Below are 25,050 nucleotides of genomic sequence, written 5' to 3'. Positions count from 1 at the left end.
TGAGCATAGTTCGCGGCTTTGGGCTATCTTGCCTGCCATGCGTGGGTGGCCCATCGGGCTGGCATTGTGGCTCGTGTTCCTGGCCGCCGTGGAAGCGGCGGGCTTCCTGGCGGTCTGGCGCTTCTTTGTCGACAGCGTCCAGGGGCAGCAGCTCGACTTCGTGGCCATCACCGGCAACAGCATCGGCCGCGTGCGCCTCGAGTCCCTGGTGCACAACACCCTGAACGGCATCTCGATCGTCTCGCTCACGGCCGCGACGATCGCGATCGGCTTCATCGCCCTGGCCCGGCGCCGGGTCGCCCTGGCGGTCGGCGCGCTGCTGCTCATCGGCGGCGCGAACGCCACCACCCAGCTGTTCAAGGCCCTCATCTACCGCCCCGACCTGGGTGTCGACCCGGAGCGCGCGGCGGCCGGCAACAGCCTGCCGAGCGGCCACACGACGATCGCGGCCTCGGTGGCCGTCGCGCTGGTGTTGGTGGTCCCGTCGAAGGCCCGCGGCCCCGCGGCCCTGCTGGGCGCGGTCTTCACGTCGCTGGCCGGCGTGGCGACGCTCTCGGCGGGCTGGCACCGCCCGAGCGACGCGGTGGCGGCGCTGCTCGTCGTCGGCGCCTGGGCCGCGGTCGCCGGCCTGTTCATCGTGCTGGCCCAGCGCCGCCACGGCGGCGTCTCGTACGGCCCGCCCAGCGCCTACACGACCCTCTTCCTGGCCTTGGTCTCGTTGGGCCTCCTGCTCGGCGCGGTGCTGTGCCTGCGGCTGACCGACGACGTCATCACGAGGTCGGTGGAGGACCTGAGCCGCCGTCGGCTGTTCGTGGCGTACGCGGGCGGCGCTTTGGGCATCACCGGCACGGCCGGCCTGATGATCGCCGCGGTCCTGTCGACGGTCCACCGCGTGGTGCCTCACCTGGTCCCCGACGACGAGACCCCCGTCGAGGGCGCGCCGCTCAGCAGTGAGCTGCCCACGGTCGATCTGAGGGCCGCGGGCGACGACCCGACGACGCAGGTGCTCCCCTCCTAGCGCCTGTTTCATTACTGGGGTGGGAGCGAGGCCGAGTCCAGATTTCGTCTGGCGGTGGCCCGCGGAAGCCTGGCTACCGGTGTTGTAACCCGGCTTTCGCGGGACGCCGCCAGGCGGAATCTGGGCCGGCCGCAGCCCCGCCTCAGTAATGAAACAGGCGCTTGGGGCTGCTGTCACGTCCACTTGACCGTGTCGAAGGCGGCGGCGACGTTGGGCCACAGTGCCGCCGGGTCGGTGCCGGCCAGCTCCCGGCCGGTGTGGTAGCACGCCAGGGCCAGCCGCGGGGCGAGCACGGCCGTCTCCGACGTGGCGCCGCGCTCGGCGAGCAGGAGCCGCATCCGCTCCGCGAACGCCCGTTGCTTGCGCGCGTTGCGGTCCTCGAGCTCGGGGTTTCTGGCGAGCAGGCGCTCCCGCCGCACGTACAGCTCGGGATCGCTCGTCACGGCGGCGCAGATCTGCTGGGCAACCGCCCGGAGCAGCGCGATGGCCTCGCCGAAGCCGGGCCCGGACGGGCCGGTGGCCGCCGGCAGCTCCAGGCCGTCGAGCCAGTCCTGCTCGCCGGCGAACACGACTTCCTGCTTGTCGCCGAAGTACCGGAAGAAGGTCGTCCGCCCGACCTGCGCCCGCTCGGCGATGTCGGTGACGGTCACGTCGGCGTAGCCGCGCTCCTCGAACAGGTCATACGCCGCGGCGATGATCTCCTCGCGCGCCCGTTGCTGCTTGCGCTCCCGCAGTGACGCCTCGTGTCCAACCACCCGATCAGTCTAGCGTTCTTGAACTGAGTGCGTTACGGTACTGAGTACCAGAAGGTACTCGATACCGATGACGGGGGACCAGGCATGCGTGCGGTGGAGATCAGACAGTTCGGCGGCCCGGAGGTCGTGCAGGTGCGCGACGTGCCCGACCCGGTGCCCGGCCCGTCGGAGGTGCTCGTCGAGGTCGCCCGAAGCGGCGTCAACTTCGCCGACACCCTGCTGCGCGAGGACGGCTACATCACGTCGGCGACGCTGCCGGTGATCCCCGGCGGCGAGGTCACCGGCCGTGCGCCCGACGGCCGGCGGGTGGCGGCGATGACCGAGCGCGGCGGCTACGCGGAACGGGTGGCGGTCCCGGCGGCGCACGCATTCCCGGTCCCCGACGAGCTGGACGACGTCGAGGCGGTGGCCCTGCTGGCCCAGGGCCTGACGGCGTGGTGGCTGGTCCACCACACGGCGCGGGTCCAGCCCGGCGACAGCGTGGTGGTCCACGCGGCGGCCGGCGGCGTCGGCTCGCTGGCCGTCCAGCTGGCCCGGATGCGCGGCGCCGCCCGGGTGATCGCCGTGGCGAGCACCCCGGAGAAGCGAGACGTGGCGATGTCGCTGGGCGCCGACATCGCGGTCGACCCGGCCGCCGACGACCTCACCGCCGCGCTGCTGGCGGCCAACGACGGCACCGGCGTGGACGCGGTCCTGGAGATGACGGGCGGCCGCGTGACGGACCGGAGCCTGGCCGCGCTGGCGCCGTTCGGCCGACTCGCCTTCTACGGCATGGCCGGCGGCGTCGAGCCGGAGAAGGTCTCCCCGCGGGCTCTGCAGCGCCGCTCGGCCACGGTGAGCGGCTTCTGGCTGATGCACGCCTTCGATCGCCCGGAGGTCCTGCAGAAGGCTTACGCGGAGCTGTCCGCGCTCGTCATCGCCGGCGAACTGCGAGTCATCCACGGCGGCGACCACGCCATGAGCGACGTCCGCCGCGTCCACGAGGACCTACGCGGCCGCCGCTCGATCGGCAAACTTGTCCTCGATCCGGCGAGGTAGCCCCTGGCGCCCGGCCTCACCGGATCGCTCCGGCTCGCTCGCCTGCGGTCCATCCCGTCGGCTTCGCGCTCGGCCGGCCGAGGTGATGCAGTCCGGTCGGCGAGGCTGGACGAACCTTCCGCGCTGGCGCCGGGGTTGATGCGGTCAGCGAGGTCGGTGAGGCGAACGCGGGGCGGACGAAACGGAAGACTTCGCGGGGCTGACGACGTCGCCGTGCCGAGCAAACTACGCTCAGTGACGTGAAGACTACCTTGTGTGCGGCGTTCCTCGGGCTGGTCGTGGTGCTCGGCGGGTGCGCCGGGCGGGACAACACGCGCGGGGAGGGCGGCGGCGCCGAGGGGTTCAACGCGGGGCTCACCGGGGTCGTCAACCCCTCCGACGTCGCCGGCGGCACGTTGAAGCTCGCGAGTGCCAACGACGTCGACTCCTGGGACCCGACCCGGTCATACATCAACGCCGTGTACAACCTGCAGCGGTTGTACGTGCGGACGCTGCTCACGCCGGCGGCGGCGCCCGGGGGCGACGGGCTGGCGCTCCAGCCTGACCTGGCCGAGGCGATGCCGGGCGTGTCGGCGGACGGGTTGACGTACAGCTTCCGGCTGAAGGAAGGCCTCCGCTTCGAGGACGGCAGCGCGATCCGGGCGCAGGACGTGAAGTACGGCATCGAGCGGCTGTTCGCGCAGGACACGCTGTCCGGCGGGCCGACGTACCTCATCGACCAGCTCGACCAGGGGCAGCACTACCCGGGGCCGTACGCGTCGGCCGACGGGCTCAAGTCGGTCACCACGCCCGACGACCGGACGATCGTGTTCCACCTGGCCGAGCCGTTCGCGGACTTCCCGTACCTGCTGGCCATGGGGGTTGCGGCGCCGGTGCCGCAGAAGCTCGACACGGGGGAGCGGTACGGGGACAAGCCGGTCGCGTCCGGGCCGTACAAGTTCGAGAGCATCGACCCGGGCAAGAAGGTGGTCTGGGTGCGCAACGACGCGTGGGCGCGCGGCTCCGACGACGTGCGGCGGGCGCTGCCGGACCGGATCGAGCTCACGATCGGGGCCGAGCCGACCGAGATCGACCAGCAGCTGTTCGACGGGGCGCTCGACGCCGACGCGGGGCAGGGCGGCGTGCAGACGGCGTCGCAGGCCAAGGTGCTGCTCGATCCGGCGTTGAAGAAGAACGCCGACGCGCCGACGACCGGGTTCGTGCAGTACGCGGCGCTGAGCACCGCCGTGGCGCCGTTCGACGACGTGCACTGCCGGCGGGCGGTGCAGTACGCGATCGACAAGGCAGCGGTGCAGACGGCCCGCGGCGGCGCCGACGCCGGCGGCCAGATCGCGGGCGGGATGCTGCCGCCGGGCATCCCCGGCTACGACGAGGGGCTCGACCCGTACCAGACCAGGAGCGGCAAGCCGCAGGCCGACAAGGCCAGGAGCGAGCTGCAGCGCTGCGGCCGGCCCGACGGGTTCGACACCGTCATCGCGGCCACCGACAGTCCCAAGGCGATGAAGACGGCCGAGGCGGTCCAGGCGTCGCTGGCCACGGTCGGCATCAAGGCGCGGATCGACCCGTCGGACCCGTCGCTGTACGCGCGGTCGGTCGTGGGCAGCCCGGACAACGTGCACAAGAAGGGGTACGGCATCATCCTGTCGGCCTGGTCCGCGGACTTCCCGACCGGGTACGGGTTCTACCCGACACTCATCGACGGCCGGCAGATCCTGCCCAGCGGCAACAACAACTACGCCGAACTGGACGACCCGCAGATCAACCAGCAGCTCGACGACGTGCGCACGGTCACCGACCGCACCCGGGCGGCCGGGATCTGGCAGCAGATCAACGCCGAGGTCATGGACAACGCCTCGATGGTGCCGCTGACGTACGACCGGGTGCTCAACTACCGCAACCCGCGCCTGACGAACGTGTTCGTCAGCCAGTACTACGGCATGTGGGACGTCACCGCGATGGGGGTCGGTGGCTGATGCGACGTTTTACGCAGTACCGCCGCGGATAATTGGACAGTATGGCGAAGACGGATGACCTCGGGGTGCCCCGCGTCGACGAGGCTGTCGACCTCGACACCGTCCGGGACGAGGCGGAAGAGATTGCGGTACCGGCGTTCGACTACATCGCGCAGCCGATCGCGGGCATCGTCGAGGGGCTGACGGGCCACGCGCACGACTTCGAGCGCGACCACGAGGACACGCAGGTCGAGCCCGAACCGTCTGAGCACACGTCCAGAAGCGTCGAAGAGTCCGCGAACATCTACGACGAGCGCTGAGCGTCAGGGGCACGACCACGGGGCCGCGGTGAGCAGCTGGTTCACACGCGCCGCCGGCCCCGTGGCCCAGGCCCCGGCGTGCTCGTGGCCGCCGACGGCGATCGCCCGGTGCCAGGTGATGGCGCGGACCACGTTGCCGGCGATCATGGCGTGGCGCATGTCCACGACGCCGATGGCGAGCAGGCCGTCGACGGCGGGCATGAGGGTGCGCTGCCGCTCGGCGTACCGCGGCAGGACCCTGATCAGAGCCTCGTCGACCTTCTCGGTGACCTCGTTGTTCACCGTTGCGGGGCCGGGTGGGGCAGCGGGTGTGCGCCCTCGGGCCGCAGGCCGTCGAAGATGATCGCGAGGTAGCGCCGCCACAGGTCGGGCGGGGCGCCCGGCGCGTAGCCGGCGACGTAGTTCGGCGCGCACATGAGCAGGAACAGGTCCGTGCCCGTGATGTCGTCGCGCACGGCGCCCTGGTCGCGGGCCTTGTCCACGAGCGCGTCGATCGTCTCCCGCAGCCGCGCCTGCACGCGCGACACCTCCGCGTTGCCGCCGCTCGCCCCCTGCAGGAACGACAGGTCCCGCTGCTGGCGCTGCTCGGCCGCCACGCTCAGGAACTCCATCAGCGCCGCGCCGGAGTCCTCCGCCGCGAGCAGGTGGTCGCCGGTCTCGATGAGGACCTCGACGCGGTCGAGCACGATCGCCGCGATCAGGTCCTCCTTCGTCGCGAAGTGCCGGAACACGGTCCCCTTGCCGACCCCGGCCCGCCGGGCGATGTCGGCGATCGACGCCTCGAGCCCGCGCTCGGCGAACTCATCGGCGGCCGCCGCGAGCAGCAGCCGCCGGTTGCGCGCGGCGTCGGCACGCAGCGGTCGGGTCACGTCCGACAGCCTAACAAGTTGACCGCCCGGTCCGCTTACGATAAGGTGACCGCATGGTCCGCTTGACCTCGATGCAAGCCCTCGTCGCCTTCCAATACGGCCCTCCCGAAGCCCACACGATCGCCGAGCTGCCGATTCCCGAGCCCGGACCGGGCCAGATCCAGGTCCGCATCGCCGCCGTGTCGCTCAACCCCGCCGACGTCCGGCTCGCCGCCGGCGACTTCCGCGGCGCCGTCGACCTGCCGTTCCCGCACGTCCCCGGCAACGACTTCGCCGGCACCGTGAGCGCCGTCGGCGAGAGCGTCACCCGCTTCGAGCCCGGCGACGAGATCTTCGGCTTCGCCACCCCGCGGGCGCTGCGCCACATGGGCAGCTCGTCGCTCAGCACCGGCGCCCTTGCCGAATACGCGGTGTTCGAGGCCGAGACGCCGTTCCTGGCGCGAAGGCCCGCCGCGCTCGACGTCGAGCAGGCGGCCGCCCTGCCCACGGTCGGCCTCACGGCCCGCGCCCTCATGGCGTCCGCCGAGGTCAGGCCCGGCATGAAGGTCCTGGTCGTCGGCGCCACCGGCGGCGTCGGCACCGCCGTGCTGCCCCTGCTGGCCGCGGCCGGCGCCCACGTGGTGGCGACCGCTCGCGATGCGGGTGCCGCGGCGGGGAACGCGGCCGAGCCCGGCGCTCGCGTGGTGGCGGCCGCTCGCGATGCCGGTGCCGAGGCCGGGAGCCGCCTGGCCGAGGCCGGCGCTCACGTGGTGGCGGCCGGTCGCGATGCCGGTGCCGTGGCGGGGAGCGCGGGCGATGCCGATCTGGTGCGCTCGCTCGGCGCGGCCGAGGCGGTCGGCTACGACGACTATCCGGACGGCGTGGACCTCGCGCTCAACCTGGTGCTGCCCGGCGACCGGCTCGACCGGCTCGTCGCGGCCGTCCGTCCCGGCGGCACCCTGCTGAGCATCACGTTCCCGCCGCCCGCCGCGCACGACGACGTCGACGTCCGGCTCGTGCTCGACATGGAGGCCCGCCACGGCGGGATGGCCGAGGTCGCCGCCGACGCGCTGGCCGGCCGGCTGCGGGCGAGGATCGCCGCGCGATACGAGTTCGCGGACGCCGTGCGGGCATTGACCCACTTCGCCACCGGGCACAAGACCGGAAAGCTCCTGGTGCGGGTAGGCTCCGGCACGTGAAGATCGCCGCCGATGTCCTCGTCGCGCTCGTGGCCGCCCTGCACCTGTACTTCCTGGTGCTCGAGATGTTCCTCTGGACGGCTCCGCGCACGCGTGCGGCGTTCGGCACGACCGAGGACTTCGCCAACGCCAGCAAGGCGCTCGCCGCCAACCAGGGCCTGTATAACGGCTTCCTCGTCGCCGGGCTCGTCTACGGCCTGATCGCGTCGAGCCTGGCGTTCCAGGTGTTCTTCCTGATCTGCGTCATCGTCGCCGGCCTCTACGGCGCGGCGACCGCCAGCCGCCGGATCCTGCTGGTGCAGGCCCTCCCGGGCGCCGTGGCCCTGGCCGCGGTGCTCATCGCCCGCTGACCCGGGCCGTCAAGCCGGTCAACGTGGGCGGCCTCGCCGTCCGGCGGTGGTCGCGGGCGGTTGCGGTGCCCGGCCCGGTTCGCGGGCGGGTTGGACGCACGGATGACCCGGGCCGTCAAGCCCGCCGACGTCGGCGGCCGCGCGGTCCGGCGGTGGTCGCCGGGCGGTTGCGGTGCCCGGCCCGGTTCGCGGGCGGGGCGGGCGGGTAGGACGCACGGCATGCGCATCGGCAACGTGGAGGTGCGGCCGCTGGGCGGCGCGCTCGGCTGCCTCGTCATGGTCCTCGGCTCGCTGCTGCTGTCGGTGGTGTGCACGCTCGCCGTCAACCTGCTGCTGCGGCGCTGAGCGCCGCAGACGGGCTCGGGCGGCGGCGTCGTTACGACAGCTTGCGGAGGTCGATCGACCGCCACGACGTCGGCGACGCCGGGCGGTCGGCCCACCACACGACGCCGGCCCGGGCCGTGACGACGCCGACGCCCGGGCTCAGCACGCGGACCGCGGAGGTCGTCAGGTCGTACGAGACCAGGCGCACCTGGCCGGCGTTCAGCTCGGTGAACAGCTCGTAGCGGCCGGCGATCGCCGCGTCGACCGTGATCGCCGTCAGGTCGCCGGGGACGCGGCGGCGGGCGGAGCCGTCGGGGTGGCGCACGTCGTACAGGTGGCGGTCGCCGACGTCCACCATCGAGCGGCACCACTGCGGCGTGCACACGACCGTCTCGGCGGCGGCGCGGGTGACGGTGCGGCGCTCGCCGGTCTCGGGATTGGCCAGCACCAGCGGGGCCTGGTCGTCGACGCTCACCAGCCACGGCCACGCCGTGTGCCGGAAGCGGCCCTCGAACGGCGTCGTGGTCACCGCGCCGCCGCCGACCGGCACGCTGCGCAGCTCCGTGCGGGCCGAGTCGTCGGGCGGCGCGGCGATCCAGTGCACGCGGCCGCCGGCGACGACCAGGTCGTACTCCGAGTCGAAGAACACCACGGCGCCGGTGTCCGCGGTGAGCGAGGCCGGGGCGGCCGAGGCGTCCAGCGGGGCGCGCCACAGCCGGGTCTCGTAGCTGCCGCCGGGCAGGGCCCCGGACTCGGCCCAGTACACGAAGCCGTCGGCCGCGGTGAAGCCGAGGAACTGCGCGAAGCGGTCGCGCTGGACGCGGCGCAGCTCTCGCTCGCCGGCGGGGGAGCGCAGCACGAGCCGGTCCTCGGCGGCGGTGGAGGCGGTGCCGACCGACGTGGCGGCGTCGGCGTAGAACAGCGGCGTGTACTCGGTGCCGTCGGCCAGCCGGCCGGGCGTCGACACGGCGTCGGGCGGCGGCTGTGACGCGGCGGCGACCGCGGGCGTGGGCCCGGAGGCCGGCGGCGCTGACTCGACGACGGTGAGCAGCCAGGCGCCGGCGGCGAGGGCCACCGCCAGGGCGATCAGCGGCCGCGCCCGGCGCCAGGGGCCACGGGGCGCCGACGGTGGGCTCGCCGAAGTCACCGCAGCACGGTAGCCGGTGTTGAACACCGTTTCCAAACAGGCGGGCTCAGCGCGCGGCGGTGATGTCCGTCGCCAGGACCGCGGCCGATGCGGTGGTGCCGGTGATCACGCTGCGCAGCACGGGCAGGCCTCCAGGTCCGGGGCCCTTAACGTTGCCGGGCGGCGGGTGCGGGCCGGGTCGGGCACGGGTGCGGGGCCGTGAGAGTTTCACATTGTCGAAGCGCTTGACCAGCCCCCTAGCTGGGCGTCATTGACCCGGGACGGAGGCGGCTCACACCATCCGCGCTATGCGATTGAGCCCCCAGCAGCAACGAAACAGATCGATGAGGTTCGGCGCGTGTGCCGTGGCGGCCGTGGTGGTCGCGGCCATCGGCTTCGCCGTGCAGACCGCCGTGCGGCCCGCGGAGGCCGCTGCCGCCGACCCGTACGCGTTCAAGAACGTGCAGATCGAGGGTGGCGGCTTCGTGCCGGGCATCATCTTCAACCAGGCGCAGGCGAACCTGGTGTACGCGCGGACGGACATCGGCGGCGCGTACCGCCTCGACCCGACGACCAACCGCTGGATCCCCCTGCTGGACTGGGTCGGGCAGGACAACTGGGGCTACAACGGCGTGGTGAGCCTGGCCACGGACTCCGTCGACCCGAACAAGGTGTACGCGGCCGTCGGCATGTACACCAACTCCTGGGACCCGAACAACGGCGCCGTGCTGCGCTCCTCCGACAAGGGCGCGACCTGGCAGGCCACGGCGCTGCCGTTCAAGCTCGGCGGCAACATGCCCGGCCGGGGCATGGGCGAGCGCCTGGCGATCGACCCCAACAAGAACTCCATCCTGTACCTCGGCACGCCCAGCGGCAACGGCCTGTGGCGCAGCACCGACTCCGGCGTGACCTGGGCCAAGGTGACGTCGTTCCCGAACCCGGGCAACTACGTGCAGGACCCCAACGACGCCAACGGGTACCTGACCGACAACCAGGGCGTCGTCTGGGTGACCTTCGACAAGCGCACCGGCAGCGCCGGCAGCACGACGCAGACGATCTACGTGGGCGTGGCCGACAAGCAGAACACGGTGTACCGCAGCACCGACGGCGGCACCACGTGGTCCCGCCTGGCCGGGCAGCCGACCGGGTACATCGCCCACAAGGGCGTGCTCGACACGACCGGCGGCAACCTGTACATCGCCACGAGCGACACCGGCGGCCCGTACGACGGCGCCAAGGGCGAGGTCTGGAAGTACGCGACGGCCACCGGCACCTGGACGAACATCTCCCCCGTCCCGTCCAGCAGCAGCGACGACTACTTCGGCTACAGCGGCCTGACGGTCGACCGCCAGCACCCGAACACGATCATGGTCGCGACCCAGGTGTCGTGGTGGCCCGACGCGATCTTCTGGCGCAGCACCGACGGCGGCGCGACGTGGACCCGGATCTGGGACTGGACGAGCTACCCCAACCGCAGCTTCCGGTACAAGATGGACATCACCCGCTCGCCGTGGCTCAACTTCGGCACGAACCCCCAGCCGCCGGAGGTCACCCCGAAGCTGGGCTGGATGAACGAGTCCCTGGAGATCGACCCGTTCAACTCCAACCGGTTCATGTACGGCACCGGCGCCACGATCTACGGCAGCACCGACCTGACGACCTGGGACACCGGCGGCCAGATCACGATCAAGCCGATGGCCCCGGGCCTCGAGGAGACCGCCGTCCTCGACCTGATCAGCCCGCCGACCGGCGCCCCGCTCGTCTCGGCGCTCGGCGACATCGGCGGCTTCCGCCACACCAACCTCGACGCGGTGCCCTCGGCGATGTTCACTGGGCCGGTGTTCACGTCGACCACCAGCCTCGACTACGCCGAGCTCAACCCGAGCGTCATGGTCCGCGCCGGCAACTTCACCGACTCGGACCGGCCGGGCGACAGCCACGCCGCGTTCTCGACCGACGGGGGCGCGAACTGGTTCCAGGGCACCGAGCCGGGCGGCATCAACGAGGGCGGCACCATCGCCGCGAACGCCGACGGTTCCCGGTTCCTGTGGGCGCCGAAGAACAGCGCCGTGGTGTACTCCGTCGGCTTCGGCAACAGCTGGACGCAGGCCAGCGGCATCCCGCAGAACGCGATCGTCGAGTCCGACCGGGTCGACCCGAACACCTTCTACGGGTACTCCGGCGGCACCTTCTACGTCAGCCACAACGGCGGCGCCAGCTTCACCGCGGCCGCGACCGGCCTGCCGAGCACCGCGAAGTTCAAGGCGGTGGCCGGGGCGACCGGCGAGGTCTGGCTGGCCGGCGACACCGGCGGCCTGCTGCGCTCGACCAACGGCGGCACCTCGTTCGCCAAGGTCGCCGCGGTGACGGCGGCGCAGGCGGTCGGCTTCGGCAAGGCGGCACCGGGCCGCACGAACCCGGCGGTGTTCATCGTGGGGCAGGTCGACGCCAAGAAGGGCGTGTTCCGCTCCGACGACGCCGGCGCGACGTGGCTGCGCATCAACGACGACCAGCACCAGTACGGCAACATCGGCGAGGCGATCACGGGTGACCCGCGCATCTTCGGCCGCGTCTACCTCGGCACGAACGGCCGCGGCATCATCTACGGCGACCGCACCGGCCCGCTGCCGTCGTACTCGGCCTCGCCGTCGGCGTCCGTGTCGGTGTCCCCGTCCCGGTCGGTCTCCCCGTCCGTGTCGGTGTCGCCGTCGCGCTCGGCGTCCTCGTCGCCGCCGCCTCCGGCCGGCGGGTGCTCGGTGGCGTACAGCATCGCCGGGCAGTGGGGCGGCGCCTTCCAGGGCGGCGTGAAGATCACGAACAACTCGTCGACCGCGGTCAACGGGTGGTCGCTCAAGTGGACGTACGCCAACGGCCAGGTCGTCCAGCAGATCTGGGGCGGCGCCTACACGCAGAGCGGCGCGAACGTGACCGTCACGAACGTCGACTACACGAAGACCATCGCCGCCAATGGCGGTACCGTGGAGTTCGGCTTCATCGCCGGCTGGAACAACACCACGAACGCGAAGCCGACCGCGTTCACCCTCAACGGCACCGCCTGCTCCGTGAGCTGACGGTCACCGGCCACGGGCCCCCGCGACGCCAACCGCGGGGGCCCGTGCATCGCTGCACTACCGTGAGCGGGTGACCTTGCGCAAAGCCCTGAGCCTCCTGTCCGTGTTGCTCCTCGCCGGCTGCTCGGCGTCCGTTACCGCGGGCCCGGCCCACGGCCGGCCGCTCGCCGCCTCCGGCGCCCCGCGCCCCACCTCGCCGGCCGGCACCGGCGGCAGCGTCACGTGCAAGTACACGGCGCCCAGCGAGACGCCCGACCCGAGCGTCAAGGCCGCGACCAAGGACGTCGGCGTGCCGCCGGCCACGGCCCGGGCCCGCCAGGCGGTCATGCGCATCACGACGAACCTCGGCCCGATCGTCATCGACCTCGACGGCCGGCGCGCCCCCTGCGCCGTGGCCAGCTTCTTCTACCTCGCCGGCAAGCAGTTCTTCGACAACACCAAGTGCCACCGGCTCACCACCGGGGGCATCTGGGTGCTGCAGTGCGGCGACCCGTCCGCGAGCGGCTACGGCGGCCCCGCGTACAGCTACCTGGAGGAGAACCTCACCGACCCGTACCTGCGCGGCACGGTCGCCATCGCCAACACCGGCCAGCCGGGCTCCAGCGGCAGCCAGTTCTTCATCAACTACAAGGACAACACGAGCCTCGACCTGAACTACACGATGCTCGGCAAGGTCAGCACCGGCATGGACATCGTCGACAAGGTCGCGGCCGGCGGCGCCAACCCGACCGACCCGAGCTTCCCCAGCGACGGCACGCCGAAGGTCGAGGTCGACCTGCAGAAGGTCGAGGTCGTGTACAGCTGAGGCGTCAGGCCGGCAGCTTCCCGCCGCCGAGGCCCTTGATCGACGCCTTGACCAGGTGCTTGGTGGGCACCATCGCGTAGCAGCCGCTGGTCCGGTCGCCGGCGAACCACTGGGTCTCGTCGTCGAGGTAGGTGTAGTACAGCCAGATGTCGGTGCGGCGGTTGAACGCGTTCTCGGAAAGGCCGAGCCAGGCCGCGACGATCTGCAGGCACCGCGGGAACAGGTAGTCGGACTGCGCCTGCCACGACGGGTAGGCGCCGTCCGGCAGCGCGACCATCCCGGCGAACTCGCCGTCGTGCGGGGTCGCGCAGTCGACGCGCTCCTCGCCGGCGATGGACTTGTAGAACCCGTAGGAGTCGCTGCCGGAGCCGACCAGCCGCACGCAGCGCTTCGCGGCCGCGGTGTCGGCCTTCGCGAGCTCGCCCTTGAGGCTGCTCGTCCGCTCCAGCGCTCGGGCGCTGTAGTCGGTGCGCTCGAACTCGGCGAGGCCGCACACGTAGGTGCGGGCGCCACCGGCCCAGGCCGCGCTCGAGGGCCGCCCGACGTGGACGAAGAGCCAGCCGGTGTGCCAGTCGGCGCCGAGGTAGTCGCTGGCGGCCTTGCCGCAGTCGGCGTACGCGGCCTGCATCGGCTTGCTGCCCCAGCCCGGCACGGAGCTGTCGTCCGGGAACCGCCCGGTCTTGACGACCTCGAGCTTGTGTTTGCCGGTGCAGTCGGCCGGGGTGGTCTGGGGGTCGGCCTTGTCGTTGTACGCCACGATGCCGCCGGTCGTCAGGCACGAGCCGGTCGCGGGCACCCGCTCGGACGGCGAGGGCTGGGCGGCCCAACCGTTGGTCAGGTCGCCGTCGGTGCCGGCGGGCTTGGACAGCACTGAACAGCCGGCGAGCAGGGCAACGACGGCGGCGAGCAGGGCGATGCGGCGCACGGCGAGACTGTAGATCACCGGGTGCGCGCCGCGCTGTCCCGGTCGGCAGCGCGGCGAAGCCGCGCCGCTCGTCGGCCGTCGCGGCCGGGTGGCGTGCCGCGCGCTCGCCTACTCGGCCGGCGTCACGGCGCGCTCGGCGAAGCCGCGCCACTCGTCGGGCGTCGCGGCCGGGTGGCGTGCTGGGCGCTCGCCTACTCGGCCAGTGTCACGGCGAGTTGGGCGGCGCGCTCGGCGAAGCCGCGCCACTCGTCGGGCGTCGCGGCCAGGTAGCGCGCCGCGCGCCCCGGCGTCGACGGCCGCTGGGCCCACTCGTCCAGGCGCCCGGCCCGCACCGTGAACAGCACCAGCACCCCGCCGGCGTAGCCCGCGGCGCGCAGGTCCACCGGCTCCAGCGCCGACACCCGCTGCGGGCCGGTGAGCCAGTCGAGGGCCTCGAGCTCCTCCTGGATCTGCCCGGCCAGCTCGAACCGCAGCCCTTCGGCGGCCCGGTCGCGCACCGCCTCGAGGTCGGCCCGCGCCGCGGCGACCGCCCCCGGTTCGCGGGCGAGGATCGCCGCCACCGACGCGGCGAACCCGTCGCGGTCGGCCGCGGTCACCCCGAGCTTCTCGGCGAGGTCCCGCTCCGCGCCGCTCAGGCGCTTTCCGGTGTACGCCAGGGGCCTGATCCGGTGCAGCCCCGACACGGCCAGCCGGGTGCGGGCCCCGCCGAGATACGGCCCGAAGCACCCCGGTGTCGGCAGGTGGGAGATGCGCACCCCGGGCGTATCCGGCCCCGAGTCGAGTCCGATATGGACGGTGGACTCCTGCCCGCCGCGGGTCCGGTTCCAGCGCGGCTTGCGGCGCATGAGCAGGTTGTGCTCCAGCCACGCCGCCTCGTGCACGGAGTCGCAGGCCACGGCCTCGACGGCGCGCACCTGGGCCACCATGCGCCGCAGCCGCGGCCGGTCGCGCAGATCCGACCAGTACGACGCGACCCGCGCCCGCAGCTGCGTGGCCCGCCCGATGTACAGGATCCGCCCGGCGTCGTCCCGGAAGCGGTACACGCCCGGCACGGACGGCAGGCGGCGCACGGCCGCGGGCATCGACATTCCCGCAATTATGCGACAGCCGCCATTTCGGCCTCTATCACGCCCCGGCAAAGGTACTTTGGTCTTCGATAAGCCATGACTCGCACGGGGCAAGGTCAACAAGGTTCATGACTCTGAAAAAGACACTGACGTGGGCCGCCGCGGTCTTCGTCGTTTGGTTCGTGGCCTTCCGCCCGGACTCGGCCGCCAAGGTCGTCCGCGGCATAGCCGACCTGATCGGCCACGTCGGCACCGGGTTCGGCGATTTCTTCACGCGCCTGATCGCCTGACTGTTTTCCATTTCTCGAGTCCACGCCCGCTTTCCGCCCAGCGGGCGTGCCAATACTGTCGAGCGGTGCATTACTGCCAGCGCTGCGACGACCCGATCGTGATGTCCCCGGCCGGCGATCTGGCCGTCTGCCCGGACTGCGGCGCCACAGAACCGGCCCGCCGCCTGCCGCTGTTCGTCGTCACGGGCGCATCGGCCTCGGGCAAGACCGCGGTCTTCCCGCACCTGGTGGCCGCCCTGCCGACCTGCCTGGTCTTCGACGTCGACTGGCTGATCGGCCCGTTCGAGCGGGCCTGCGAGTACGGCGAGGTCGACTGGCCGGCCCTGCGCGACGCCTGGCTGACGGTCGCCCACGGCGCGGCCCAGAGCGCCCGCCCGACGGTCCTGCTGGGCCCCTTCACCGAGCCCCAGCTCGCCGACCTGCCGGGCCGCCGCTGGGTCACCGACCTGCACTTCGCGGCGCTGGACTGCACCGACGAGGTGCGCACGGCGCGGCTGGAGGTCCGCTCGCGCTGGCGGGAACGCGAGGTGGACCGCCACATCGCCTTCGCCGCCCATCTGCGCGCCACGGTCCCCACGATCGTCCGCACCGACGAGGGCACCCCGCAGGACGCCGCCCACCGGCTCGCGTCCTGGGTCGAGTCCCACCTGACCGCCCGGCGCCTCTCGCCTTCGGATTCGACCGCGACAATTTCGGACCAGGCCGCAACTTCATAAGCGCTCCGGCCGCATGTAGGGCCCGGCCGCGACGTTTCGGGTTCGGCGGCAGCTTCGGGCCCGGCCGCGCGGGGAAATTTCGCCGCCCGGGCCCGAGCGTGCTACTCGAAGCGCAGGCCCTCCGGCCGCATGAGGCGGAACAGCGCCGGCAGGCTCGCCGCCGTGACCAGCAGGACGACCGCCGCCGAGATGGCGCTGACCATCGCGACGCCCGGCCAGTCCAGGCGGACCTCGACCGCCACGATGCGCAGCAGCGCGGCGCCCAGGGCCGAGCCCAGCGCGGCGGCGACGATCAGGCCCAGGGCGATCGGCAGGGCCGTCTGCCACAGCACCGACAGGGCCATCGTGCCGCGGCGGGTGCCGAACGCGACCAGGGCGGCCAGCGTGCGGCGGCGCTCGCGCAGCTGCTCCAGGGTGCCGACCAGCAGGCTCAGGCCGACCAGGACCAGGATGACCGTGGCGCCGGCGTAGAGGCCGCGGCGGATGCTCGCGAACGTCTTGTCGGTCGTGTGCGAGGACAGGATGCTCACGTCGGCGGTCGGGCTCAGGCCCATGGCGGCGTTGCGCAACTGCTCGTCGGCATCGGGCGTGCGCGGGTCGAGGCCCACGAACGCGTAGACGCGCTGCTGGTCGCGGACCGCCGGGGCGCCGGCGGCGCCGGGGGTGAGCAGCAGGCCGTCGTGGTCCATGCCGTAGGGGTCGCGGTGCTCGCGGGCCGTTTTCAGGCCGCCCGGTACCGTCCACTCGACGAGGTCGTCGTCGTTGTTGCCCAGCGTGACCGTCTTGCCGGACATGCCGGTCGCGTCCTGGCCGGACATCTGCCGGTCGGCGAACGACGCCGGGTCGACCACGAACGCGTCACCGTCGGCGCAGCCGGGCAGGTCGGCCATGAGGCGCAGGGTCTCGCAGTCGGCGACCGCGACCTCGAAGCCGCGCTCCTGGTCGCCCTCGCCGACGTGTGCCCAGGTCGTGCGGTAGGAGTGCACGCTCGTCACGCCGGTCGTGCGGTGCAGCAGCGAGTCGATGTCGGCGGGGGTGCGGGCGGCGATCGCCGGCGACAGCGACACGGTCATGATCGCCTGTGCGCGGCTCACGTCCTGCCGGCTGGTGCGGACGCCCTCGTCCGAGGCGGCGGCGAACACCATCTGCAGCGCGATCGTGCCGGCCGCGGCGACCGCGACCGCGTTGACGGCCCGCATCGCGGCGTCGCTGTTGAGCTGCAGCCGGCGCACCGCGATCTGCCAGGACACCCCGCCGGCGGAGCCGAGGCGGGCGACCGCGCGGTCGAACAGCCACGGCAGCAGGGCGGCGGCGCCGAGCAGCAGCAGGACCATGCCGGACGTGGCCTGCCAGACGTTGAACCGTTGCGCCTTGTCGGCGAACAGCGGCACGAGCAGGGCGAAGCCGGCGACCGGGAACAGCAGCCGCCACCAGATCCGCCGGCGGGCCCGTGCGGTGGCCTTGCGGACCACGCCGAGCGGCTCGACCACGACCCGGCGCAGGGCCAGCAGCGTCATGGCGAGTGCGGCGAGCGGCACCGCGAGCACGATCAGCGCGGCCAGGAGCGGGGCCGGCCGGATGTCGGAGGCGAAGATGCTGATGCCGGCGAGCTCGAAGCGCTCGGCGAAGTGCCGGCCGGCCAGGAAGAAGACGCCGCCGATGAGCACGCCGGCCGCGGCGCTGACGACCGCCTCGCCGGCGGCGACGCGCCGGGTCATCCACGTGTCGGCGCCGACGAGCCGCACCGCGGCCAGCCGGCGGTCCCGCTGCTCGCTGCCGAAGCGGGTGGCCGCGGCGACGAACATGGCGACCGGCATGAGCAGCGCCACGAAGATGATCGTGACGAGCAGCAGCAGGACGGGCGAGAGCGGGTCGCCCTTGCTCGTCGAGCCGTAGGAGGCCACACGCATGACGCCCGGCTGGTCGATCGACAGGGTGTCGCGGGTGCCGTAGAAATACAGCTCGTTGGGGCCCGACAGGCCCTCCTTGCCGATGACGCCCGCGATCGGCTGCGGGAACCGCTGGCGCAGCAGGGCGCCGTCGGGCTGCTCGAACAGGTCGCGCAGCGCGGGGGAGACGACGATCGAGCCGTCCGGCGGGAGCGCGGGCACGCCCGGCGGCAGCGCGGGGTGGGCGCCCTCGGCCCGGATGAACCGGCCGTTGACCGCCCGGTCGTGGTAGGTGCTGTTGATCGGCATCGACAGCACGGTGCTGTCGCTCCTCGGCGGGGGCTCGCCGAAGCGCAGGTCGTCGCGGGCGTCGGTGCGGGTGTGCCGGCCGTCGAGGATGCCCGGGATGGCCACCGCGAGTAGCAGCACGGCCACGCCGAGCCCGACGCCGAGCGCCGTCAGGGCGGTGCGCAGCACGCCCTCGCGGCCGCCGCTGAGGGCCAGCTTCGCGCCGAGGCCGATCTCGGCCGTCCAGCGCCGCACCCGGCCGGGCCGGCCGTGCGGGCGGACCGCCGCGGGTGCCGTCATCGGGCCCGCTCCAGGTCGAGCGCCTTGCCGTCGCGCACGACGATCTCACGGTCGGAGTAGGCGGCGACGCGGGCCTCGTGCGTGACGAGCACGACGGCGGCGCCGCTGTCGCGGGCGGCCGCGGTGAACAGGCGCATGACCCGCTCGCCGTTGAGCGAGTCGAGCGCCCCCGTCGGCTCGTCGGCGAAGACCACGCGGGCGCCGGTGACCAGCGCCCGGGCGACGGCGACGCGCTGGCCCTGGCCGCCGGAGACCTCGCCGGGCCGCTTGCGCGACACGTCGTCGATCTCGAGGCGGGTCAGCCACTCGGCGGCCCGCCGCTCGGCGTCGCGGCGGCGCACGCCGTCCAGCCGCAGTGGCAGGGCGACGTTCTCGAGGCAGGTCAGCTCGGGCACGAGCTGGCCGAACTGGAACACGAACCCGAACTCGCCCCGGCGCAGGGCGCTGCGGCGGGCGTCGGACATGGCGGTGAGGTCCTGGTCGCGGTAGGACACCCGGCCCGAGTCCGGCCGGATGATCCCGGCCAGGCAGTGCAGCATGGTGGACTTGCCCGAGCCCGAGGGTCCCATGACGGCCACGATCTCGCCGGCCCCGACGGACATGGAGGCCCCGTCGAGCGCGGCCGTCGGCCCGAACGCCTTGTGTAGGTCGTCGGCGACCAGGATGGCGCTCATGCCAGCACCGCCGCTTCGCTCCGTGCCGCTCATGCGTTCACCAGCCCGGCGAGCTCGTCGAGGCGCGCGGCGGTGAGCTCCAGCCAGCGCAGGTCGGCCTCGAGATGGAACAGCGCGTGGTCGCAGATGAGCTGGTCGGACAGGTCGCCGGCGGTCTTGCGGCGGGTCAGCTCGCGCATCATGCGCAGGTGCTCGGCGCGCTGGGTGTCCAGCACGTCGGAGGCCGGGCGGCCGGTGGACAGGGCGAGCACGACCTTCATGTAGAGGGTGCTCTGCAGGTAGGGCTCCGGCTTCTCGGGCTGGGCCAGCCAGCGCTCGACGTCGGCCACGCCCGCGTCGGTGACCGCGTAGCGCTTGCGGTCGGGCCCCTCGGCCGACTCCTCGCTGTCGACGGTGACGAGGCCGTGCTTGAGCAGCCGGGACAGGGTCGCGTAGACCTGCCCGTAGGCGAGGGGGCGATCGGCGCCGAACCGCTCGTCGTAGGCCCGCTTCAGGTCGTAACCATGGCGGGGCCGGGCCTCAAGCAGCCCGAGAAACGCTTGACCGATGGGCATGCCGGGGACTCTACACGACAGGTATACGTGGTGTGTGTACCTGTCGTGTAGAGCACGGTGAGCTGCTAGATCTCCAGCGTCTTGCGGTACGTGGCCTCGAGGTCGGCCCAGCCGTAGTTCATGGCGTCCTGCCCGCGCACCGGCGGGTGCGGCGTGCCGTCGAGGTCGAGCTCCATGACCCGCACGCACTGGTGCCAGCCCGCCGCCAGCTTCGGGACGAAATCACGGTCGCCGGTGGTGTGCCACAGCGTGAGCCGCGTGGCCGCGCCGTCGGGCTCGAGCTCCCACCGCAGCCGGTCTTCTCCCCAGGTGTACTCCAGGACGCGCGGCTCCTCGGCCAGCAGCACCTCGGCCGCCATGGGCATCTCGGTCGCGCCGTCGATCATCGTCAGCGTGGCCGGCCCGGTGCGGTCCAGCCCGCGATCGGTGGTGAAGGGCGCCCACAGCGCCAGGCGCTCGGGCTCGGTGAGCATCCGCCAGACCCGCTCCGGCGGGTGGCGCAGGTCGCGCGCGAACCGCAGGGTCCAGCGCCCGCCCTCGGCGGCCGTGTACGCGACCTCGGCGGCCGGTCCGGGATCGAACATGACTCCTCCAATGCGTGATCGGCGGTCTTGACCCCACTGTATGCCTCATAGGGCATATACGCCCGCCCGGTGTACCAAACGAACTCCTGCGGTTGTAGGAGCGTTTGTGCCAATGGCGGCCCCCGTGTGTGGCCCGGGTCACAACCGGACCTTTATGTCCACTTTGTGCATTTGGTGGCCCGGTAGGTTCGCCGGGACGCGCCGTAATCACCCGGTAATCACCCGATTTGGCGCCGAACCCCCACCCCCGAACCCGACCGACGAGGAGTGCTGTGCGCCTGCCTGCCATTTCGCTTTCACGCAAAGCCCGCCTTGCCGCCGTCGCCGCGATCGTGGCGGTACCCGCGGTAGCCCTGCCGATCGTCTTCTCCGGAGACAAGGGCGCCCTGCCCGGCACCGGCGGAGCCGACAGCGCCTACGCGTTCCCGGCGACCCCGGACCACATCCCGGACACCCCGGTGCGCGTCAACCAGGTCGGCTACCTGCCCGACGGCCCGAAGCGCGCCACCGTGATCTCGGACTCGGCGCAGCCACTGCCGTGGCAGCTCAAGGACGACGCCGGCAAGGTCGTCGCGTCGGGCGAGTCGCAGCCCAAGGGCATGGACCCCAGCTCCGGGCAGAACACGCACGTCGTGGACTTCAGCTCGTACCGCGGCACCGGCCACACCTACACCCTCGAGGTCGACGGCAAGGCCAGCCTGCCCTTCGACCTCGACCCGAAGGCGTACAAGCAGCTCGGCATCGACGCGCTGTCCTTCTACTACCCGCAGCGCAGCGGCATCGCCATCGACGACAAGATCGCGCCCGGCTACGCCCGCAAGGCCGGCCACACCGCCGACACCCCGGGCGGCGGCGACACCAAGGTCCCGTGCCAGCCGGGCGTGTGCGACTACACCCTGGACGTCACCGGCGGCTGGTACGACGCCGGCGACCACGGCAAGTACGTCGTCAACGGCGGCATCTCGGTCGCCCAGCTCATGAGCTCCTATGAGCGCAACTCGAAGGCGGCCGAGGCGCGCCAGCTGCGCCTGCCCGAGCGCGGCGGCAAGACCCCGGACGTGCTCGACGAGGCGCGCTGGGAGCTCGATTTCCTGACGAAGATGCAGGTCCCGGCGGGCAAGCCGCTCGCCGGCATGGCGCACCACAAGGTCACCGACGCCGCCTGGACCGGCCTGCCGATGGACCCGGCGGCCGACACCCAGCAGCGGCAGCTGCACGCGCCGTCGACCGCGGCCACGCTGAACCTGGCCGCCGCGGCCGCGCAGGGCGCCCGGGTCTTCGAGCCCTTCGACAAGAAGTACGCCGAGCACCTGCTCGAGGTCGCCAAGACCGCGTACGCGGCGGCGCTTGAGCACCCGAAGATGTACGCGCCCGACTCCGACTCCACCGGCGGCGGCGCCTACGGCGACGGCGACGTGTCCGACGAGTTCTACTGGGCCGCGGCCGAGCTGTACATCACCACCGGCGACAAGCAGTACGGCACCGACGTGACGTCCTCGCCGGTGCACAAGGCCGACATCTTCAACCGCGCCTTCGACTGGCAGAACACCGCCGCGCTCGGCCGTCTCGACCTGGCCACGGTCGACAACAAGCTGGCCGACCGCGACCGGGTCCGCCAGAGCGTCGTCCAGGGCGCCGACGCGTTCCTCAAGACCATGGACGGCCAGGCCTACGGCCAGCCGTACGCGCCCAACGGCGGCTACGACTGGGGCTCCAACAGCCAGATCCTCAACAACCTGGCCGTCGTCGGCACCGCGTTCGACATCACCGGCAAGGCGAAGTACCGCGACGGCGTGCTGTCCGGCATGGACTACATCCTGGGCCGCAACGCGCTGAACCAGTCCTACGTCACCGGCTACGGCGAGAAGGCCTCGAAGAACCAGCACAGCCGCTGGTACGCCCACGAGCTCGACCCCAAGCTGCCGAACCCGCCGCGCGGCACCCTCGCCGGCGGCCCGAACTCGCAGCTGCAGGACGAGGTCGCGAGCGCGGCCCTGCAGGGGTGCAAGCCGCAGCTGTGCTACATGGACGACATCAAGTCGTGGTCGACGAACGAGCTGACCATCAACTGGAACGCCTCGCTCGCCTGGGTCTCGACCTTCGTGGCGGACAACGCCTAAAACGCCTCATCGGACTGGGGCGGCCACTGGCCGCCCCACTCCGCGTCCCGGGCCGCCTTGTACAGCGGACCCTCCCTTTTGGACACCAGTGCCGGGCCGACGGATCCGTCGGCCCGGCACAGCTGCATCGAGACGAGCCCCTTGCGGTACACCGGATGCCGCACGATCCGCCCCGCCGCCCCGCCGGGTTCCCGGGTGGCGGCGACGAAGGCGTACTTCTCGTCCTCGTAGCCGAGGCTCGCGTCCTTGAGCCGCCGGTGCAGCGCCGAGCGGTTCACCCGGGCGGCGAAGTGGCACCAGTCCCGCCCCTGCAGGCCGCACGCGAGCTGGTGCGGGCAGGGCGCCGCCACATGCCAGCCGTCGGCGATGAGCCGTTCGCGGGCGAGGAGGATTCGGCGGTACCCCGGGGGAGTCCCCGGCTCCACCAGCACCACGGCCCGGGCCGCGGCCGCGCTGGCCTGCGCCACGAGGTCGTGCTGGCCCTCCTCGTCGAGCTCGGTGAGCACGTACGACACCGTCACCAGGTCGGCCGCGGGCACCGGCTCGCCGAGCCGCCACTCCTGCCACGCGAAGCCCTCGCCCTTCGCGATGCGCTCGCCGAGCTTGAGCGCCTCCGGCACCTGGTCCAGCACGGTGACCGGGATGCGGCCGAAGACGTCGCGGGCCGCCCACGCCGCCGCGCCCGTGCCGCCGCCGAGGTCGGTCAGGCTCTGCGGCGCCAGGCCCTCGGGCAGCTGTCCGAGGGCCGCCGTGACCGCCGCGTGGGTGGCCGGCATGCGGTAGGCCGCGTATGCGGTGGCGTCGACCATGTTGCGCAGCAACGGTTCCGTGGCCGGCGCGCCGCCGCGGTAGTCGCCGATGAGCCTGCGCACCGAGTCGGCGAGGCGGGCCGGGGCGACGTCCTGAAGTACGACATCCAGGGCTTGTCGAAGATCAGGCATGGCGCCCATTATCCCTGCACCGGCCGGTAGCCCTCGTAGGCCGTCTCCATCGTGCCCTCGCCGTGCGTGAGGCCGGGCAGCGCCCGCTCCAGGGCCGTGATCCGCGCGGCCGGCAGCACGCCGCCGACGGTGAACCGCCCGCCGTCGACCTCCGGCGGCTCCGGGACCGCCCCGAAGCGCGGCAGGGCGCCGAGCGTCGCCGTCAGCGCGCCGGCCGGGCCCTCGATCGCGAAGCGGTGCATCGGCTCGCACACCACCGTCCCGGCCTCGGCGAGCGCCCGTTGCAGCAGCTCCGGCACCAGCCGCTTGAAGTCGCCGGCGGTGGTGTCCGGGGAGCTGTACCCGCAGCGGGTGACGGTCACGCGCGCGCCGACGACGTCCCAGCCGTGCCGGCCGCCGCGGGCGAAGGCGTCGCGCACGTACCGGCGCAGGGCCTCCTGGAAGGCGGCGGCGGTCTTGTAGACGTACATCGGGATGTGCTCGACCGGCACGGCGATGTGCACGTCGTCCTCGCCGGGTTCGAGCAGCAGCTCGAGCGTGGCCATGTGCGGGTTGCCGTCGCGCTGCATCGTGGCGCCCGCGCACGCCCGGCCGGCGGGGCGTTCCCGGTGGATCGTGACGGTCTCCCCGAAGATGACCTTGATCCGGTACTCCTCGGCGAGCGTGTCGCGGATGACCTCCTTCTGGACCTCGCCGTACAGCGACACCTTCAGCTGCCGGCTCTCCTCGTCCATCCGCAGGTTGATGAGCGGGTCCTGGGCCGCGAGCTCGCTCAGCGCCTCGTGCAGGTCGTGCCGCTGCCTCGCGTCCTGCGGCTCGACGGTCGTCTCCATGGTGGGTGGCGCGAATGCCGCCTTCGTTGCTGCCGTGTCGCCAATGGTGTCGCCGATCCTGATGTTTCGCGGCCCTTGGATGCGGCCGATCTCGCCGGCTTCGATGCGGGTCTTGTGGCCTCCGTCGATGGCGATGACCTTTTCGCCGTTGACGAGGTCGCGGACGCGGAGCGTTCCCCGGGTGATCCGGACGAATGCCGATCTATTGGCTATTTTGAATACGACGCCGCTGAGCGGGCCCTCCGTATCCGTTGCGGCCCTCGGCAGATGGGCGGCGATGCCGGCCGTCAGTTCGGCGATGCCCTCACCGGTGATGGCCGATCCGCGGTACGCCGGGCGGATCCGCGCCTGCGCCGTGAGCCTCGGCAGCACGCCGGGCGGGATCGAGGCGCCGGCGACGAAGGCGGCCAGGGCCTCGTCGTCGCGCTCCGCCAGGGCCTCGGCGGCGTCGCGCCACATCGGCACGGCGCCCGGGATCTGGCCGATCACGCGGTCGGGGTCGGCGCCCATGCGGTCGGTCTTGTTGACGAACACCAGCGCCGGCACGCGCAGCCGGTCGAGGGTGCGCAGCAGCACGCGGGTCTGCGCCTGCACGCCCTCCACCGCCGAGACGACCAGGACGGCCCCGTCGAGCACCCGCAGGGCGCGCTCGACCTCGGCGATGAAGTCCGGGTGGCCGGGCGTGTCGATGAGATTGACGGTGAGGCCGCCGATGCCGAACGTGGCGACGGCGGTCTTGATGGTGATGCCGCGGCGGCGCTCCAGCTCCAGCGTGTCGGTCTGGGTGCTGCCGGCGTCGACGCTGCCGAGGCGTTCGATGACGCCGGCGTCGAACAGGAGGCGCTCGGTGAGGCTGGTCTTACCGGCGTCGACGTGCGCGACGATGCCGAGATTGAGGATGTCCAAGACGTGTCGGGTCCTTCGCGGGCGAGATGGGCAGCGGCCGGGACGTGACACGTGCGCGCATGGCTCCTCCTCGACTTCGCGTCGGACTCTGCGGACTCTACCCGCGAATTTTTTGTCGTACCTCCTCATTACGCTGTCCGCGACCCCCTCAACGCCA

The 25,050-nt window shown here is 72.5% G+C and carries 24 protein-coding genes; 12 read left to right on the top strand and 12 right to left on the bottom strand.

Annotated features, from left to right (window positions below; translation table 11 throughout):
• Positions 1 to 37: 37 nt before the first annotated feature.
• Complete coding sequence (locus tag ACQEVU_RS32335) at positions 38 to 1,018, top strand: phosphatase PAP2 family protein (RefSeq protein ID WP_433330237.1); 981 nt, start codon at positions 38 to 40, stop codon at positions 1,016 to 1,018.
• 173 nt (positions 1,019 to 1,191) lie between these two features.
• On the opposite strand, the gene ACQEVU_RS32330 is transcribed toward ACQEVU_RS32335, so the two are convergent.
• Positions 1,192 to 1,773, bottom strand: coding sequence for a TetR/AcrR family transcriptional regulator (locus ACQEVU_RS32330; RefSeq protein WP_433330235.1), 582 nt, complete (start codon positions 1,771 to 1,773; stop codon positions 1,192 to 1,194).
• A 93-nt stretch (positions 1,774 to 1,866) separates the two neighbouring features.
• Here ACQEVU_RS32330 and ACQEVU_RS32325 point away from each other — a divergent pair, with 93 nt between their 5' ends.
• The 3 genes from ACQEVU_RS32325 to ACQEVU_RS32315 all read left to right on the top strand — a co-directional run bounded on the left by ACQEVU_RS32325 (position 1,867) and on the right by ACQEVU_RS32315 (position 5,083).
• Positions 1,867 to 2,811 carry a quinone oxidoreductase family protein gene (locus ACQEVU_RS32325; RefSeq protein ID WP_433330233.1) on the top strand — a complete coding sequence of 315 codons (945 nt, stop codon included), beginning with the start codon at positions 1,867 to 1,869 and terminating at the stop codon, positions 2,809 to 2,811.
• 239 nt (positions 2,812 to 3,050) lie between these two features.
• The gene (locus ACQEVU_RS32320) at positions 3,051 to 4,784 is read left to right on the top strand and encodes an ABC transporter substrate-binding protein (RefSeq protein ID WP_433330231.1); all 1,734 of its coding nucleotides are present in this window, start codon (positions 3,051 to 3,053) and stop codon (positions 4,782 to 4,784) included.
• Between the two features lie 41 nt (positions 4,785 to 4,825).
• Positions 4,826 to 5,083 (top strand): hypothetical protein, encoded by a 258-nt coding sequence (locus ACQEVU_RS32315; RefSeq protein WP_433330229.1) that lies wholly within the window; start codon positions 4,826 to 4,828, stop codon positions 5,081 to 5,083.
• A 3-nt stretch (positions 5,084 to 5,086) separates the two neighbouring features.
• Here the strand turns inward: ACQEVU_RS32315 and ACQEVU_RS32310 are convergent, their stop codons facing one another.
• Both ACQEVU_RS32310 and ACQEVU_RS32305 read right to left on the bottom strand, forming a co-directional pair.
• The gene (locus tag ACQEVU_RS32310) at positions 5,087 to 5,365 is read right to left on the bottom strand and encodes a hypothetical protein (RefSeq protein ID WP_433330227.1); all 279 of its coding nucleotides are present in this window, start codon (positions 5,363 to 5,365) and stop codon (positions 5,087 to 5,089) included.
• Positions 5,362 to 5,952, bottom strand: a complete 591-nt coding sequence (locus tag ACQEVU_RS32305) for a TetR family transcriptional regulator (RefSeq protein WP_433330225.1) — start codon at positions 5,950 to 5,952, stop codon at positions 5,362 to 5,364. Before ACQEVU_RS32305 ends, ACQEVU_RS32310 begins: the two co-directional genes overlap by 4 nt.
• Positions 5,953 to 6,005: 53 nt before the next feature.
• On the opposite strand from ACQEVU_RS32305, the gene ACQEVU_RS32300 reads away from it, so the two are divergent.
• The 3 genes from ACQEVU_RS32300 (at position 6,006) to ACQEVU_RS32290 (ending at position 7,825) form a co-directional block, all read left to right on the top strand.
• On the top strand, positions 6,006 to 7,130 hold the full coding sequence (locus tag ACQEVU_RS32300) for an NADP-dependent oxidoreductase (protein ID WP_433330223.1): 1,125 nt from the start codon (positions 6,006 to 6,008) through the stop codon (positions 7,128 to 7,130).
• Positions 7,127 to 7,480: a DUF1304 domain-containing protein gene (locus tag ACQEVU_RS32295; protein WP_433330221.1), complete on the top strand. Its 354-nt coding sequence runs from the start codon at positions 7,127 to 7,129 to the stop codon at positions 7,478 to 7,480. Before ACQEVU_RS32300 ends, ACQEVU_RS32295 begins: the two co-directional genes overlap by 4 nt.
• Positions 7,481 to 7,699: 219 nt before the next feature.
• On the top strand, positions 7,700 to 7,825 hold the full coding sequence (locus ACQEVU_RS32290; protein ID WP_433330219.1) for a hypothetical protein: 126 nt from the start codon (positions 7,700 to 7,702) through the stop codon (positions 7,823 to 7,825).
• Positions 7,826 to 7,856: 31 nt separating this feature from the next.
• Here the strand turns inward: ACQEVU_RS32290 and ACQEVU_RS32285 are convergent, their stop codons facing one another.
• A complete protein-coding gene (locus tag ACQEVU_RS32285; protein ID WP_433330217.1) occupies positions 7,857 to 8,951 on the bottom strand; it encodes a hypothetical protein in 1,095 nt (364 codons plus the stop codon).
• Between the two features lie 323 nt (positions 8,952 to 9,274).
• Between ACQEVU_RS32285 and ACQEVU_RS32280 the strand changes: the two genes are divergently transcribed.
• Positions 9,275 to 12,001: a cellulose binding domain-containing protein gene (locus ACQEVU_RS32280; RefSeq protein WP_433330215.1), complete on the top strand. Its 2,727-nt coding sequence runs from the start codon at positions 9,275 to 9,277 to the stop codon at positions 11,999 to 12,001.
• 70 nt (positions 12,002 to 12,071) lie between these two features.
• On the top strand, positions 12,072 to 12,806 hold the full coding sequence (locus ACQEVU_RS32275) for a peptidylprolyl isomerase (RefSeq protein WP_433330213.1): 735 nt from the start codon (positions 12,072 to 12,074) through the stop codon (positions 12,804 to 12,806).
• Positions 12,807 to 12,810: 4 nt separating this feature from the next.
• Here the strand turns inward: ACQEVU_RS32275 and ACQEVU_RS32270 are convergent, their stop codons facing one another.
• Complete coding sequence (locus ACQEVU_RS32270) at positions 12,811 to 13,731, bottom strand: septum formation family protein (RefSeq protein WP_433330211.1); 921 nt, start codon at positions 13,729 to 13,731, stop codon at positions 12,811 to 12,813.
• 191 nt (positions 13,732 to 13,922) lie between these two features.
• The gene (locus ACQEVU_RS32265; RefSeq protein ID WP_433330209.1) at positions 13,923 to 14,819 is read right to left on the bottom strand and encodes a hypothetical protein; all 897 of its coding nucleotides are present in this window, start codon (positions 14,817 to 14,819) and stop codon (positions 13,923 to 13,925) included.
• A gap of 107 nt (positions 14,820 to 14,926) precedes the next feature.
• Here ACQEVU_RS32265 and ACQEVU_RS32260 point away from each other — a divergent pair, with 107 nt between their 5' ends.
• Entirely contained in the window at positions 14,927 to 15,088 is a 162-nt protein-coding gene (locus tag ACQEVU_RS32260; RefSeq protein WP_433330207.1) for a hypothetical protein, read from the top strand.
• A gap of 65 nt (positions 15,089 to 15,153) precedes the next feature.
• Positions 15,154 to 15,804, top strand: a complete 651-nt coding sequence (locus ACQEVU_RS32255; protein WP_433330205.1) for a hypothetical protein — start codon at positions 15,154 to 15,156, stop codon at positions 15,802 to 15,804.
• A 101-nt stretch (positions 15,805 to 15,905) separates the two neighbouring features.
• Here ACQEVU_RS32255 and ACQEVU_RS32250 read toward each other — a convergent pair whose 3' ends face one another.
• From ACQEVU_RS32250 to ACQEVU_RS32235, 4 genes are all read right to left on the bottom strand, one after another.
• The gene (locus tag ACQEVU_RS32250) at positions 15,906 to 18,281 is read right to left on the bottom strand and encodes an ABC transporter permease (protein WP_433330203.1); all 2,376 of its coding nucleotides are present in this window, start codon (positions 18,279 to 18,281) and stop codon (positions 15,906 to 15,908) included.
• Entirely contained in the window at positions 18,278 to 18,955 is a 678-nt protein-coding gene (locus ACQEVU_RS32245; protein WP_433330201.1) for an ABC transporter ATP-binding protein, read from the bottom strand. The genes ACQEVU_RS32250 and ACQEVU_RS32245 overlap by 4 nt, the downstream gene beginning before the upstream one ends.
• 29 nt (positions 18,956 to 18,984) lie before the next feature.
• Positions 18,985 to 19,509: a PadR family transcriptional regulator gene (locus ACQEVU_RS32240; RefSeq protein ID WP_433330199.1), complete on the bottom strand. Its 525-nt coding sequence runs from the start codon at positions 19,507 to 19,509 to the stop codon at positions 18,985 to 18,987.
• Between the two features lie 65 nt (positions 19,510 to 19,574).
• Complete coding sequence (locus ACQEVU_RS32235) at positions 19,575 to 20,093, bottom strand: SRPBCC family protein (RefSeq protein ID WP_433330196.1); 519 nt, start codon at positions 20,091 to 20,093, stop codon at positions 19,575 to 19,577.
• A gap of 272 nt (positions 20,094 to 20,365) precedes the next feature.
• On the opposite strand from ACQEVU_RS32235, the gene ACQEVU_RS32230 reads away from it, so the two are divergent.
• Positions 20,366 to 22,213 carry a glycoside hydrolase family 9 protein gene (locus ACQEVU_RS32230; RefSeq protein ID WP_433330194.1) on the top strand — a complete coding sequence of 616 codons (1,848 nt, stop codon included), beginning with the start codon at positions 20,366 to 20,368 and terminating at the stop codon, positions 22,211 to 22,213.
• On the opposite strand, the gene ACQEVU_RS32225 is transcribed toward ACQEVU_RS32230, so the two are convergent.
• Positions 22,210 to 23,154, bottom strand: coding sequence for a small ribosomal subunit Rsm22 family protein (locus tag ACQEVU_RS32225; RefSeq protein WP_433330192.1), 945 nt, complete (start codon positions 23,152 to 23,154; stop codon positions 22,210 to 22,212). The two genes, ACQEVU_RS32230 and ACQEVU_RS32225, sit on opposite strands and share 4 nt — an antisense overlap.
• 8 nt (positions 23,155 to 23,162) lie before the next feature.
• Positions 23,163 to 24,893, bottom strand: coding sequence for a GTP-binding protein (locus ACQEVU_RS32220; RefSeq protein WP_433330190.1), 1,731 nt, complete (start codon positions 24,891 to 24,893; stop codon positions 23,163 to 23,165).
• Between the last annotated feature and the right edge of the window lie 157 nt (positions 24,894 to 25,050).

The sequence above is a fragment of the Dactylosporangium sp. CA-139066 genome (assembly GCF_050936175.1).
Taxonomy (GTDB): Bacteria; Actinomycetota; Actinomycetes; order Mycobacteriales; family Micromonosporaceae; genus Dactylosporangium.
The sequence above is the reverse complement of the archived record's forward strand: the minus strand, read 5'-3'. Positions and strand labels throughout refer to the sequence as shown.

Bases quoted from the DNA above. Each gene is read 5' to 3' on its own strand.
- ACQEVU_RS32250 (WP_433330203.1), bottom strand. From the start codon at position 18,281: ATGACGGCACCCGCGGCGGTCCGCCCGCACGGCCGGCCCGGCCGGGTG.
- ACQEVU_RS32260 (WP_433330207.1), top strand. From the start codon at position 14,927: ATGACTCTGAAAAAGACACTGACGTGGGCCGCCGCGGTCTTCGTCGTT.
- ACQEVU_RS32280 (WP_433330215.1), top strand. From the start codon at position 9,275: ATGAGGTTCGGCGCGTGTGCCGTGGCGGCCGTGGTGGTCGCGGCCATC.
- ACQEVU_RS32240 (WP_433330199.1), bottom strand. From the start codon at position 19,509: ATGCCCATCGGTCAAGCGTTTCTCGGGCTGCTTGAGGCCCGGCCCCGC.
- ACQEVU_RS32245 (WP_433330201.1), bottom strand. From the start codon at position 18,955: ATGAGCGCCATCCTGGTCGCCGACGACCTACACAAGGCGTTCGGGCCG.
- ACQEVU_RS32335 (WP_433330237.1), top strand. From the start codon at position 38: ATGCGTGGGTGGCCCATCGGGCTGGCATTGTGGCTCGTGTTCCTGGCC.
- ACQEVU_RS32235 (WP_433330196.1), bottom strand. From the start codon at position 20,093: ATGTTCGATCCCGGACCGGCCGCCGAGGTCGCGTACACGGCCGCCGAG.
- ACQEVU_RS32315 (WP_433330229.1), top strand. From the start codon at position 4,826: ATGGCGAAGACGGATGACCTCGGGGTGCCCCGCGTCGACGAGGCTGTC.
- ACQEVU_RS32300 (WP_433330223.1), top strand. From the start codon at position 6,006: ATGGTCCGCTTGACCTCGATGCAAGCCCTCGTCGCCTTCCAATACGGC.
- ACQEVU_RS32225 (WP_433330192.1), bottom strand. From the start codon at position 23,154: ATGCCTGATCTTCGACAAGCCCTGGATGTCGTACTTCAGGACGTCGCC.
- ACQEVU_RS32290 (WP_433330219.1), top strand. From the start codon at position 7,700: ATGCGCATCGGCAACGTGGAGGTGCGGCCGCTGGGCGGCGCGCTCGGC.
- ACQEVU_RS32265 (WP_433330209.1), bottom strand. From the start codon at position 14,819: ATGTCGATGCCCGCGGCCGTGCGCCGCCTGCCGTCCGTGCCGGGCGTG.